10 protein-coding genes are annotated in these 14,622 nt (G+C 30.1%); all 10 read right to left on the reverse strand.

The genetic code is table 11. The features are described 5' to 3' along the window. Positions 1-234: 234 nt before the first annotated feature. A complete protein-coding gene (gene helD, locus HYG84_RS00575) occupies positions 235-2,544 on the reverse strand; it encodes an RNA polymerase recycling motor HelD (protein ID WP_212379749.1) in 2,310 nt (769 codons plus the stop codon). Between the two features lie 271 nt (positions 2,545-2,815). After that, positions 2,816-3,517, reverse strand: a complete 702-nt coding sequence (locus HYG84_RS00580) for an RluA family pseudouridine synthase (RefSeq protein ID WP_212379751.1) — start codon at positions 3,515-3,517, stop codon at positions 2,816-2,818. A gap of 14 nt (positions 3,518-3,531) precedes the next feature. Continuing rightward, entirely contained in the window at positions 3,532-4,395 is an 864-nt protein-coding gene (locus tag HYG84_RS00585; RefSeq protein ID WP_212379753.1) for a class I SAM-dependent methyltransferase, read from the reverse strand. Between the two features lie 100 nt (positions 4,396-4,495). Further along, positions 4,496-5,623 carry a DHHW family protein gene (locus tag HYG84_RS00590; protein ID WP_212379755.1) on the reverse strand — a complete coding sequence of 376 codons (1,128 nt, stop codon included), beginning with the start codon at positions 5,621-5,623 and terminating at the stop codon, positions 4,496-4,498. 25 nt (positions 5,624-5,648) lie between these two features. Continuing rightward, positions 5,649-6,905 carry an MBOAT family O-acyltransferase gene (locus HYG84_RS00595; protein WP_330655528.1) on the reverse strand — a complete coding sequence of 419 codons (1,257 nt, stop codon included), beginning with the start codon at positions 6,903-6,905 and terminating at the stop codon, positions 5,649-5,651. A gap of 286 nt (positions 6,906-7,191) precedes the next feature. After that, positions 7,192-7,680, reverse strand: a complete 489-nt coding sequence (locus HYG84_RS00600) for a DUF4358 domain-containing protein (protein ID WP_212379757.1) — start codon at positions 7,678-7,680, stop codon at positions 7,192-7,194. A 140-nt stretch (positions 7,681-7,820) separates the two neighbouring features. Further along, a complete protein-coding gene (locus tag HYG84_RS00605; RefSeq protein ID WP_212381998.1) occupies positions 7,821-9,200 on the reverse strand; it encodes a glycoside hydrolase family 10 protein in 1,380 nt (459 codons plus the stop codon). 211 nt (positions 9,201-9,411) lie between these two features. Continuing rightward, positions 9,412-11,136 (reverse strand): ABC transporter ATP-binding protein, encoded by a 1,725-nt coding sequence (locus HYG84_RS00610; protein ID WP_212379759.1) that lies wholly within the window; start codon positions 11,134-11,136, stop codon positions 9,412-9,414. Position 11,137: 1 nt separating this feature from the next. Further along, the gene (locus HYG84_RS00615; protein WP_212379761.1) at positions 11,138-12,889 is read right to left on the reverse strand and encodes an ABC transporter ATP-binding protein; all 1,752 of its coding nucleotides are present in this window, start codon (positions 12,887-12,889) and stop codon (positions 11,138-11,140) included. Between the two features lie 209 nt (positions 12,890-13,098). Next, the gene (locus tag HYG84_RS00620) at positions 13,099-14,487 is read right to left on the reverse strand and encodes an MATE family efflux transporter (RefSeq protein WP_249168682.1); all 1,389 of its coding nucleotides are present in this window, start codon (positions 14,485-14,487) and stop codon (positions 13,099-13,101) included. Between the last annotated feature and the right edge of the window lie 135 nt (positions 14,488-14,622).

Below are 14,622 nucleotides of genomic sequence, written 5' to 3' on the forward strand. Positions count from 1 at the left end.
TCCATATTAACAGTTTCCTTGCATAACTGAAATACCTTCGTATAATCTTCCGCTTTTACATTTAGTCATCAACAGATAATTTATTTGTTATACCCTTTTACTTTGCAGGTAATTTTAAATAACTCTTTCGGACTTATTGCCCTCATAATAACAAACCATTCTAATATGTCAATGTAAATTGCAAAACTGGTAATTAAAATGTAATAATTAGCAGTTAAATGTAATCTTGTTCTTCTATACATTATAAACAAATTCATCTAAGCCTTCCAATATTCTAGAAGGTTTATTCTCATAAAATATATCTACATTATGAAGTCCTCTAGTTATAGCTATATAAAGAAGCTTGATATCTATAGAATTAAGATTATAATTCTCTTCATTTACATTCCACAATATAACCCCGTCAAACTCTAGCCCCTTAGATAAATAGCTAGGTATTAGTAATACACCTTCTTTAAAGTCTGTTGTTTTATCTGTAAGCAAGTATACTTCAGGTAGCTTACCTTTTATCTTTTCATATACCATTTCAGTAGATTTTAAATCCTTACAAATAACCGCTATAGAAGAATGGCTTTCATTTTTTAACATTTCAACTTTTTTAACGACTTTATCAACCATCTCTTCCTCATTTATACATCTTGATAAACCTGGCTTATCTCCGTGTCTAAATATAGGTTCAGCTAAAATCTTTTCTAGATTATCGCACTTTTTAATAATTTCATTAGCTAGATTTACAATTTCTACAGTGGATCTATAGCTAGTTGTTAAAACATGATAATCATAACTTCTTTCTTGAAACACCTTTTTCATTACATTAGACCAGCTATTAATGCCTTTATATGAATAAATGCCTTGGGATAAATCCCCTACGAAGGTGAAGGAATCATTTAAAGATATTTCCCTCAATATACTGATCTTAAACTCATCAAAATCTTGGGCCTCATCAACAACTATATGTGTATATTTATTTTTATTCTCTAATCCAAATAATTTAATATGAATGTATGCAAGAGGCGCTAAATCTTCATTACTATATATTTTATTATTTAGCTCACTTTTGCATTTGTTAACTATTTCATTAAAAAGCTCTGGTGTCATTCTTGTTTTAAAGGCTAGGCTAAGCTCTTCATCCTCAAAAACAGAAAGATAAAAGTTAAAAATATCTAGCTTCTCTATTTTATTAATATATCCATTGACTGATGAGGAAATATTTTTTTTAATTTGTTTTACTTTCTCGTCCCTTTCTTCATACAACTGTATAATTTGTGGTCTAATTGAATCTATATCTCCTACTCCATTTTTTAGATAATCTATTTTCTTCTTATAGATTGAATCAATTTTCTCCTCTATACTGTGAATTTCATTTTTTAATCTTATCTTTAAATACTCTCTTAGCTTAGCTATTCTTTCGTTAAAAGATAGATGTAAATTACTAGTCATAAATATTTCTTGCAGCTTTTCATATTCAAGTACAGAAACTTCCTCCATACTTAAATCCGCTTTAGGAAGCAAGTTTTTTTCTAACATTTTCAAATTATTATCAATTACCTTTTTTAATAAAATAGAGCCCTTCATTTTAGCTAAATTAGCAACTACTCTTCTCTCTTCATTTTGCAAATCCATTAAAATATTTAATTGATCAATACTTTGAGTTATTTTAATTTTCTTTTTTATAAGTTTTAATGCCCAATCTTCAAAGGTTGTTTGAACAACTTCATCTACTCCTAGGTCTGGTAATATTTCTGATATATAATTTAAAAATAGTCTATTAGGTGCAATAACCATATAGTTAGCATCAGCTATATTTCTTCTATTGTTATACATTAGATATGCCATTCTATGTAGAGCTATAGTTGTTTTACCACTTCCCGCAACCCCCTGAACAACAAGTGGTCTAATCATATCACTTCTAATTACTTTATTTTGTTGATCTTGTATTGTAGCAACAATTTCCTTTAGACGCCCTTGATTAGATTTATTAAGGGCATCTATTAGGAACTCTCCTTTTCCCTTCAAACTATCTTCTATTCTATCCTCTGATCTTTTTTCATCAAAAATTTCCTTTAGTTGTCCGTCTCTAATTTCATATCTTCTCTTTAAATGCATTTTTCCATTTATTTCACCATAAGGAGCTCTATAGGACACCTCTTCACTATGTCCACTATAATATATATCTGATATAGGGGCACGCCAATCAACAACTACAGGTACTTCTTTCTGTCTATCATGCAGCCCATGCTTTCCTATATATATTTTTTCTATTTCATTTCTTCGCTCTTCTTGAAAATCAATCCGTCCAAAGTATGGTATGCTCTGTGCTACAGTTAACTTTTTTATATCCTTTGTAGTGAATTGCTGTAACTGTTGCTTTGCAATTAATCGCTCATCCATCATATGGGTAACTGTTTTTCTAATATCAGCTATCTCCTTATTTAACATTGCTTCGTAGTTCTCTAAATACTCCTTTTCCTCTTCTACCCACTTTAATGTTTTTTTAAGACTTTCCTTTTCCTCGACATAACTTAGATGGGCCTTTGCGTTCATAGAATCCCTCCGCTCCAATATTTTAATTATATTCATAGTCTTTTCCCTGTTAGTGTATTCCAATTGTAATGTAAACCAGGTTTTTATACAAACCATAAATATGCTATTGTAATGTCTGCTATTGTTCTTTAATTTACCTTACATATTTTTTCTTCTATTTTCAACTTTTTCCTTGCCAAGTTCATGTTTTTTTGATACACTAATGGTGCTGATATTACCTTTTTCCAGATATTATTAAAGGATAGTTTTCCACAGGAAAACTATCCTTATTTTATTTATACATAATATTTGTATCTAACATAAATCTAATCCAAGGTTCTTTTTTCTCTGGCAAACTAGTAAATGTCATCTTTTCCTTTGAAGTAGGATGCTGGCAAGTAATTTGATGTGACCAAAGCGCAATTTGCTGCCCTACATTGTTTACTTTAGGTCCATATCGCTGATCTCCATATAAAGGATGTCCAATTGTAGAAAACTGAACACGAATTTGGTGCGGTCTTCCTGTATGTAAATTAATTTTCACTAAACTAAAGCCCTCTATAGTGTCTACTACCTCATAATCAAGTATCGCTTCCTTTGCGCCTTCAATACCATTTTTAACTGAGGATACTGTATTTGTTTTACTATCCTTTAATAGATAATGGATTAACGTATCCTTCTCTTTTGAAGGTTTTCCATGAATAACTGCCATATAGCTTTTTTCAAATTCTCTTTTTCTTATTTGATCCGAAAGCCTAGAGGCGGACTTTGAGGTTTTAGCAAAAACCATTACGCCACCTACAGGTCTATCTAAACGATGAACCAGCCCTAGATAAACATTGCCAGGTTTATTATATCTTTCCTTAATATCTTCCTTTAATAGGGTTAACATATCTGCATCTCTCGTTTGATCCCCTTGAGATAAAACATTCGGTGGCTTTTCTACCACCAATAAATGATTATCTTCAAAAAGAATAGGTATTTTTTTATTCAATTAAATACACTCTCCTATTCTTCCCATCGTCCATATATTCCACATGGAAGTACAATTTCCTTTCCAGATACAGGAATACCTACTTCACCACAGGAAATTTTACCATCATATTTTCTTCCTACTGTAGACTGTAATATATTACTTAGTACATATGGTGAAAATCCAGCAGTATATGAATTGATTAAGAAAAATAACGGGTTTGGAGAAAGTATATCAAGACACTCTTCTACAAAACCATATAGAGAATCCTCTATTTTCCAAACTTCTTTATTAGGTCCTCTACCGTAGGAAGGTGGGTCCATAATTATGGCATCGTAAGTTTTACCTCTTCTTTTTTCTCTTTGTACAAACTTCATTACATCATCTACAATAAATCTAACAGGCTTATCAGCGAGGCCTGATAGTGCGACATTTTCCTTTGCCCAAGTAACCATTCCTTTAGATGCATCTACATGGCATACTTCAGCACCAGCATAGGCAGAGGCAACTGTAGCTCCTCCAGTATAGGCGAACAAATTTAATACTTTAATTGGTCTGTTAGCAGCTTGTATTTTTTCCATCATCCATTTCCAATTTACTGCCTGCTCTGGAAAAAGTCCTGTATGTTTAAATCCTGTAGGTTCTATGTAAAATGAAAGTGGGCCAAAGGATACTGTCCATCTCTCTGGTAGCTTCTTTTTATATTCCCACTCTCCACCACCTTTACTACTTCTATGGTAATGAGCATCTACATTTTTCCATTCTTTACTAGATTTCTGAGCTGACCAAATAACCTGTGGGTCTGGTCTTCTTAAAGTATATTGTCCCCATCTCTCTAGTTTTTCACCATCTGCTGTATCTATAAGCTCATAATCTTTCCATTCATTAGCTAATAACATGTATGTCACTCCTTATTTTTTAAACCTTTAGTATAATCATATCATTATACCAAAAACTCCGAAATAATTTCCAGAGTTTTTGTAGTCTTTTAATTTTCTCCTATCGTTTAAGCTTAGATATAGTTGTGTCAGTTGTAAAATTGGATAGATTATATAAAACAAGTATTGTATCTATATTATTTTCAGTTATATATTCATTAATACTTAAATTATAATATCTTGGATCAATTACATGAATAGTTTTATAATGATTAGTTAAAAAAGGAAGCATAGCATGAGCGAAGGAATCTTTGATAACAAGTAGTTCCTTATCATTATCTACATCGGTAGTAATTGTTAATAAAGCATGATTTCCGTCTAAAAACACAGTATATTTGTCCTTTTCTTTCAACCGATTTAGTTCATATAGAGAATCTGTTTTTCTTCCTTCAGCTTTGTAATCTACTACAATATTAAAGTGATTCTTTGGCCTGAAGATTTCTATTCTATCCCCTATTTTTCTATTTTGTCTTGCTTTTGAATAATATGTTCCATAAAAACTATCACTTACAGTTTCTATATTAAAATCATCTATAGAAATAGGCTTTGTCCCTTTCATCTCTAAAAATTTCTTATACCCATAATAAGCCCCCCTGGCGGTCCAATGATGATCTGTTTGGAAAAATATATATTCTGATTTATTTTCCAATAAGCTGTTGTAAACATTAACAAAGTTCAAATTATCCTTAGTTTTATCTTCAATATAATCTAATACATTTTGCTGTGGATAGGTAATTGCATAGTCTGGTAGCTTATCATTATATATTGCTACAGAGTTTGGAACAAGCATCAAAAATACATTTTCAGGACCACTTTTAGCTAATTGAATAATACTATTAATATTATTATTTATAATTTCCTCAGATGGTTTTTCAAATTTTTCTAATAAAAAGCCATCCTTACCAAAGTATATTTGGTTATTCTCTTTTTTACCAATCCATATTTCAATATTCGACTTTAAACCTATCCAAAAATCCCTAGCTATAAACTGATCTGCCACATAATTTTCTGTTTCATTACGTAGTTGCCCGGACACAAGAGCCTTCCATGTTATACTAGGCATTTGCTGAAGCATCCTATTCTCAAAGGGAGAAAAGCTACGACTTGGTAAAACTAAATTAAAAATTAAACCTATATATACAATGCTACAAAATAGTATAATAGTTAGTTTGTTTCTATTAATATTCATTATAACATTCCTCCCTCTCAATTTTCTAAAATCTAAAATATAGGAAAGGGTTGTAGGTACTATCAACTAAATAGGCGATAGAAAAAATCATAATCAATAATAAACTTAATTGAAGTACGACACCCTCCAACCTTTTAGATTTTTTCTTTAATAAATCTAACACCATTTTTAAAATAGGTGTAGAGCAAAGGATCAATAAGATTAAAACTATGCTATAGCTTGTAAAGTAATATAGGAATCGTTGATCGTAAATAGGTAATCTTTCAAAGCCTAGCATAATTTTTAAATATTCTAGTCCTGTAAATATATTTTCAAAGCTAAAAAGCACCCAACCAATTAAAATGAGGAATAAAGCATATATATGTCTAATAATAGGATGAACCTTACTTAATACCTTTAATAAAAAACTTTTTTCAAACACTAAAATAACACCAAAATATATTCCCCATAGTATAAAATTCCAGCTGGCTCCATGCCAAAATCCAGTTAAAAACCAAACTATAGCAATATTTCTAAAAAGCTTTAACAATCCTACCCTATTACCTCCTAGTGGAATATATACGTAGTCTCTAAACCATGAGCCTAAGGATATATGCCATCTCCTCCAAAACTCTGTTATACTTTGGGAAATATACGGATAGTTAAAATTCTCAAGAAAATCAAAGCCAAATATCTTACCAAGCCCTATTGCCATATCTGAATAACCACTAAAATCAAAATAGATTTGGAAGCTAAACGCAATAATTCCCAGCCAGGCAGTAAACACTGTTATCTCATTAATTGGTAATCCCTGAATCTCATCCCACAGCATTCCAATATTATTAGCTAAAAGCACTTTTTTACCTAGACCGACAACAAATTTGTCTATGCCTTGGCTAAACTGTGAAATATTTTCCTTTCTGTTGTTCAACTGATGAGCAATTGTATTATATTGAACAATTGGTCCTGCTATTAGCTGAGGAAACAATGCCACATAGGTTCCAAAGGATATAATATTTTTTTGAACCGGTGACTTATCTAAATATATATCTATTGTATAGGACATAGTTTGAAAAGTATAAAATGAAATGCCTATTGGCAAAGGTAATCCTAGATAAGAAAAATTAGTATTTAATAGCATATTAATATTTTGAATAAAGAAGTCTGTATATTTAAAGAAACACAATAGACCTAAATTAATAACTATAGACGATAATAGTATAAGTTTTGCTCTTTGTCTATTGTATCTATATTTCTCAATGAGAATACCATGGCTATAATCTACAATAGTAGAAAAAATCATAATTGTAATATAAATTGGTTCTCCCCAACCATAAAAAATAAGGCTAGCGATAAATAACACGGTATTCTTAAGTTTTCTAGGTACTATATAATAAATTAAAAGTGTAATTGGTAGAAAATAAAATAAAAAAAATATACTACTGAACACCATGTCTATCATTCCTTTTTGTTTCTATATTTTACATTCATTTATTAAAAAAAGCAGCTATGCTGCTTTTTTTAATAATCCTATAATTCTTTATTTGTTACAAGTTCTAAACTAATTATTAAGTGTTTACTAAAAATATTTATTTAAAAAAGCTATTGAATGCTTCTTCTACTTTAGTAATATCTTCATGTACGGCAAATATAATATATTTCCCTTCTACTCTAAGTAAATAATTTTTAGCATTTTCATATTGATCTGGTAAATAGGTTTCAAAAGTCCCTTTTATACTTTCTGCTCTTTTCTCTATGTTTTCCTTAACTTCTTCAACTTTTTCAGCATCCTTAACCTTTATCACAGCAATTTCATTGGATTTAACAATCATCATAGGTATTTTAACATCATATTCTTCCAAGTCACTAGCATCAATACCATAAAAGTCCTTTAGTCCTTGTTCATCTAAATCCATCATAGAAGGCCATTCCACATCACTTTGAATTTTTTCAGCAATCTCACTCACAGAAACATTAACTTCTTTTTCTCCTCCATCATCAGATTTATTAGATGTACACCCTATAGCTGCTACCAATACTAAAACCAGCACTCCTAAAACTATTAATCTCTTTTTCACTCTAAATTTCCTCCTCAATTTAAGTCTATGTACATATTTTGACGTAGGTTTTTTTAAAAAAGTTCCATTTACATAAAAAAACAAAAGGCCTAATTAACTAAGCCTTTGTTCCTCATTAATTATTTATTCATTTTAAACATTTATTGCATGGTGGGAGTTTTTGCTTTTTCTTTATATATTTCATTTTCTAGCTTATCCATAAGACCTAGAGGATTATTAATAATAGATTTTGCTCTAAAGAATATGCTACCTTTAACCTCTGGAATTCCTCTGTTATATTCTATTTGGTTTGAAATTTCTAAAGGATTTCCCCAAGGCGTATCTCCTTCCTCCACCTTATAAGCAGCATGACCAATATATAGATTGGTTTTTTTATCCTTAACTAAATCTGCCCACCAATTAACAAGATGTCCATATTCAGCCCTGTCATAACCAAAATGCCAATATATTTGAGGAGCAATATAATCTAGCCATTCATTTTCTATCCAATATTTAGTATCCGCATATAAACTATCATAGCTTGTAACTCCTCCCCTAGTATCTGAGCCTTTAGGATCATCAACTTTATTACGCCATATACCAAAGGGACTTACTCCAAATTCTACATCTGTCTTTTCATTTTTAATAGATTGATATAGATTTTTTATAAAGTCATTAATATTATTCCTTCTCCACTCTTCCTTTGTCTCATTAGCTGATCTTTTGTAGGTTTTATATAGATAATCATCTGGAAAATCTATCCCCTTTTCTGGATACGGATAAAAATAATCATCTAAATGAACACCATCTATGTTATAGTTTTTTACAACCTCTAATATACTATCTATTACAAACTGTCTAGCCTCTGGAATTCCAGGATTATAATATAATTTTCCTCCATAGGATACTACCCAGTTCGGATTTTTTCTTGCCGGATGATCCTCAGTAAGGGCTTCTATATCCCCTTTTACACTAACACGATAAGGGTTAAACCAAGCATGAAATTCCATGTTTCGTTTATGAGTTTCTTCTATCATAAAAGCAAGTGGATTATAGCCTGGATCCTGTCCTTGAATCCCTGTTAAATACTCAGACCAAGGTCCATATGTAGAAGGATAAAAACTGTCGGCACTGGGCTTTATCTGTACTATTACAGAATTTAAACCTGCTTTTTGCAATCCGTCTAATAAGGATATAAATTCTTGTTTTTGATCTTCAATAGATAATCCTTTTTTTGATGGCCAGTCCAAATTATATACTGTAGATATCCAAGTAGATCTAAACTCTTGGTTTGCAATTTCTACATTACTATTAGTTTCTATCTGCTTTTCATCTTCTGTAGATGAAGTCACATTGGGTATACTCTCATTTCCAGCATTAACATTATGCTTATCCTTATTAATATTTAAAACATTGGACGCCGCCTGAACCTCTATAGGTTTATTTTTTAATAAACTGTAGTCAGAATAATTATTTTGTAAAAGAAGTGTAGTAGCAATACCTATAACACATACTCTACCCAAAACATTTTTATTTATCATCAATATGTCTCCCCCTTCTTAAAAACACTCAATAATTAAAATTTTTGTACTTCAATTAGACAATTTAAAACTATAGTTCTTATTATATCAGTAATTTTAGACATATTTCTATAATATTTTGCAATAAATTTTAAAAATATAAATGTTTTGGGTTTTCTAACTAAAATTGGGTATAGAGGGTAGAATATATCTACCCTTTTATTTTATAGCATTAAATAACCCAACCTTTAGCCTGCTCCTGTTCTTTATACATATTAAAGTAACGCTTTTTATTTTTAAGTAGCTTCTCATGATTTCCTATTTCTTCAATCTCCCCATCATTAAGAACTATTATCTGATCCGAATTTACTATTGTATTTAGTTTATGTGCTATAACTATTACGGTTTTTCCTTCTGTCAACTTTTGGAGGGATTTTTGTATTTCTATTTCATTGTCTGCATCGAGAGATGCTGTAGCTTCGTCTAAAAGTATAATAGATGCGTCCTTTAGGATTGCTCTCGCTATAGATATCCTTTGTTTTTCTCCTCCAGATAATGTAGATCCTCCTTCTCCCACCATGGTATAGTACTTATCTTTAAGATCGTCTATAAATTCATGACAATTAGCAAGTTTAGCTGCTCTTACTACTTCTTCATATTTGACATCGGGCTTACCTAGTTTTATATTGTTGAATATAGTGTCGTTTAAGAGGTATACATCTTGAAATACTACACTCATATGTTTAAGTAAATAGTCTGGATTTATTTCAGTTATATTATTGCCTCCTATTTTTATCTCTCCACTATTGTTATCCCAAAACCTAGCTATAAGACTGGTTATAGTAGTTTTGCCAGATCCAGAAGGTCCTACTAGTGCTGTAGTCGTTCCATCTTTAACCTCAAAATTTATATTTTTAAGTATTTCTTTATCCTTTTCATATGCAAATGAAACATTTTTAAATTCTATATCAAAGTTTTTAAATTGTACATTATCTTTAGTATATTCTAATGGTTCTCTAGCATAAGTATCTTTTATTTTTCCTGCCGCAAGTTTTAACGCCTTATATTCTGGATACTGTGCTGATATTGCTTTTAATATATTCGTTAGAGAAAGACTTATGATTAAAAATGTTATAAGAGTTTTTTCATCTATACTTCCACCTAAAAGTGCATATGTTCCTGTTAATAGTACTACAGGTAGTATAAAATCAGATAGTATTTGAAATGCTAGTACAAATGGCGCTACAGAAAGTTCAATCATTATACTTTCTTTTTTAAACCTTCTAAAAGAGTCTTCTAATCTTTTAAATTTATCTCCTGTTTGGTTATATGCTTTAAATACTTTCACCCCATTTATATATTCAATTATTCTAGATATTACATCGCTTAATACAGCTCTTTTTCTTAGTCCAAATTTTTGAGCCATCTTGCCACTTGCTATTAGAATCGGTATCCCTATGATTATAGTTATAAGTTGTGCTAAAGCAATTCTAGTATCTATAAAAAATGACATTATAGTGATATATGGTATTAATACAACTGCCTTTATAATGTCTCCTAAACTATGAGTTAGAATCCTCTCAAAGTCAGTTACATCGGCTGTTAGTATGTTCATCAAATCTCCTATACTATTTTTATTAAAATAGCCTAAATTTAAATTTCTTATATGATCTCCTAAATTCACTCTCATATCCTTTATAATATCTGAGCCACGAAGATGATTTAACTTATACCCTATGCTTATCATTATGCATCTAAATATGAAAGCTGTTATAAGAATAATAGTATATGTCTTAAGTTTATCTATGCTAAAAGACTCACTATTGATATCCATAAGTACATTGTAGAGAACACCTATAAAAACCATGAATCCTACACTATCTAAAAACATAAGAAAAACTGGTAATCGTAATTTTTTAGTGTCTTCTCCTATCACACTTTTTATCATACTTATCATTTTAAGCACCTCCCTCTATTGCTAGTTTTTCACTTTCTATATAAGTTTTCCACATATCCTTATACAATCCATTTTTACTTACTAATTCATTATGACTACCTTCTTCTTTTATTTCACCTTTATCAAATACAACTATCTTATCTACATTTTTTATAGTATGAAGTCTATGAGCTATCATTATAGTTGTTTTACCCTTTAGCATATTTTCGAGGGCTATTTGTATTTTTCTTTCATTTTCTATGTCTGCATAAGATGTAGCTTCGTCAAATATAATTATAGGCGCATCTTTTAGTATTGCCCTTGCTATAGATACTCTTTGTTTTTCTCCGCCACTAAGTTTTATCCCACTTTCACCCATTCTAGTTTCATATCCGCTGGGTAAAGTCATTATAAAATCGTGTATTTGAGCCTTTTTAGCTGCTTCTATTACTTCTTCATAAGTTACATTTTCATTTCCCATTCTAATATTTTCATATATAGTATCATTTAACATAAATATATCTTGGAATACAAAGGCTACAGAATCCATTAAATTTTCCATAGATATGTCTTTTATGTTTTTATTATTTATTAATATTTCTCCCTCATTTACATCCCAAAATCTTCCTATAAGCTGAGCTAATGTAGTTTTTCCTGCTCCTGATGCACCTACAAATGCATTTATAGTACCTTTTTTAAGACTAGTGTTTACATTATTTAATACATTTTTATCTTCATATTTAAATGAAACATTTTTTATCTCTATGTCATAACTCCCACTTTTAGATAGTGAGTATTTACCTGATTCTTGCCTAGGCATATCTAAAATATTTTTAATTCTATTTACACCTTCAAATATCATAGAAAAATTTGAGCCTAGCTCTAGTAATGTTTTAAATGAATTGAAAAATCCCATGCTTATAATTATAAATAAGAGATACGTTCCTAAACCTATACCACCATTAATATAGAAATATCCACCTAGAGGTATTGTAAATAATAATCCTGAATCCATAATGGCTAAAAAGATTGAATGGGATTGTGAATTTGTTCCAGTTATCTTTTTCCAATAATCCGCATATTCTTCTATAGATTTTCTATACTTTTCAAATGATAAAGATGATACATTAAATGCTTTCATTACAGATATCCCTTGAATAAACTGAACTATAGTTGAGTTCATGTTTTCAAGTAAAGTAAAATAATGTTCCATTCTCTTTTCAAAGTTTTTAAACATTATGCTTTGGATCACTCCACCTATAACTACTGGGCTTAGTAGAACTAATGCCATTTTATAATTTAAATATAAAAGATATATAAACATAATAAAGGGTGCAACTGCTGCTGAAGATATATCTGGTATGTGATGGGCTAAGAAATTCTCCATCTTCTCTATATCTTCATTTATAACTTTTTTTAGCTCACCTGAAGTTTTATTTGTAAAGAAACCTAGATTTAAATTACCCATGTGCTTTATTATTTTCATTCTTATATCATATAAAATATTAAAAGCTGCCACATGAGAAAATGCACCTGATGCTATAAAGAATATTATCCTTACTATGATAATAACCGCTGCTAATACTGCCAAATTTAAAACCTCTTTATAAACTACATTACCTTCAAATAAGATCATTATCATTTTATAGATAATGAGAAAAGGTGCAAAAGCCAATATAGAGCTTATTACACTTAGAATAACTGCTAAAAATAATTTCTTTTTTTCACCTCCAGCTAAATATAGTAAATAGCTTAAATTTGACTGTTTTTTCATCTTGTCAACTCCTTTCTATAGCTGATCTTATATTTATTGAAAATGATTATCAACTCCAAGGAGTATTATTTTTACTCCTAAAAGAAAGAAGCTATCTGATAATGATTTAAAAAGTCATTGAAAAAAACAGCTCCTCTTTTATGTGAATATAAAAAATATCCTGCATTTTTTAGAGATTCTCTTTAAAATACAAGATATTTTTATTTTTTCTATATTCGAAAGTGTGTATAGGTATCCTTTGATCTTAATATATTAAATTCTTTTTTTATCATAATAATAGTACACAACACAATAACTGAATCAATTGCAAATGTTCCATAATAAACACCAGAAACTCCAATCATTTTAGGCAAAACCAGCATTACTGGTATATATAAAATTAACTGTCTTACAATTCCAATTACAGCTGCTGGTCTACCTTTATCTATTGCAGGGAAAAATGTCATTGCCATAAAAGTTGTTGATAATAATGGTAATATAGCCATATAAATTCGGAAATATGTTAACTGTGTTCCTACAAATGTTTGATTTGGTAATATTAATTCTAAAATAAAATTAGGAGATATCATAGAAACAATCCAAAAAGGTAATGTCAATATAGTAGAGGTAACTATAAATATTTTAAAGGAACTAATAACACGTTCATATTGTTTTGCACCATAATTAATACCTGCTACTGGTTGCAATGCACGCATTAATCCAAAAATTGGTGTAAGTAAGAATGTAAATACACGATATACTGAACCATAAAAGGCTACATCTGCTACTGTACCATATTTAGAAAGTGCATTAAAAACAACAACTGCTTGCACTAAGTTCATAAAACTCATAATGAAGGAAGAAATACCTAAATTTATAATTGATTTTATAATATCTTTATCTCGATAAAGTGAAAAAACTTTTGGTTTAAATGAAGCATATCCTTTTCCAAAGTAAACCCAACCTATAAGTGTATATACAAGCATTCCAATATTTGTACCCCATGCAGCTCCTGCTACGCCTAAGTCAAATAATACAATTAAAATATAGTTAGCAAAAATATTAACAATTAAACCTATTCCCATCATTATTGCTGCTGACTTCATTTTTCCTTCAGCTCGTACAATCATATTTCCAGCTAATCCGTATATCCAGAAAAAAGAACCTAAAATTGTAATTCTAAAATAACTATCTCCTAAAGCTAAAGCTTCTCCTTCTCCGCCCATAACTTTTACTAATTGAGTTGAAAAGATTAATCCTAATACTATATAAACAACGGTTATAATGAGAGACAGATAGTTAACATTGCCAAGTAGCCGCTCTTGTGTTCTTTTATCTTTACTACCTAAAGCAATGCTTAATGCCGAACCAGCTCCAACTCCTATTAAAGAGCCTAAACCTACACTGATTTGAGAAAGGGGATAGGCTACCGAAACCCCTGCCAGAGCAGTTTCACCTATAAATCTACCAACAAATATAGCATCAATTACAGAATTTAAACCATATAAAACCATGGCAATAACCGCTGGCCACGATAGTTCAAACATAACCTTCCACATATTATTAGATAAAATAAATTGTTTTTGCCTTTCTTTTTGATTTGTCATAGCTTCGCTCAAATTAATTCCTCCTCATTTTTATCTTGTAGCTTACCCTTCAAATACTCTTACTTTTATAGGTAGAGAGTATTAATTGTATAGCTTATGGATAAGTTCAACTAAAACTCAGTTTTTTAAACTTTACCTGAATTAAGC

Origin of the sequence: Alkaliphilus sp. B6464 (genome assembly GCF_018141165.1) — a bacterium.
GTDB lineage: Bacteria > Bacillota > Clostridia > Peptostreptococcales > Natronincolaceae > Alkaliphilus_B.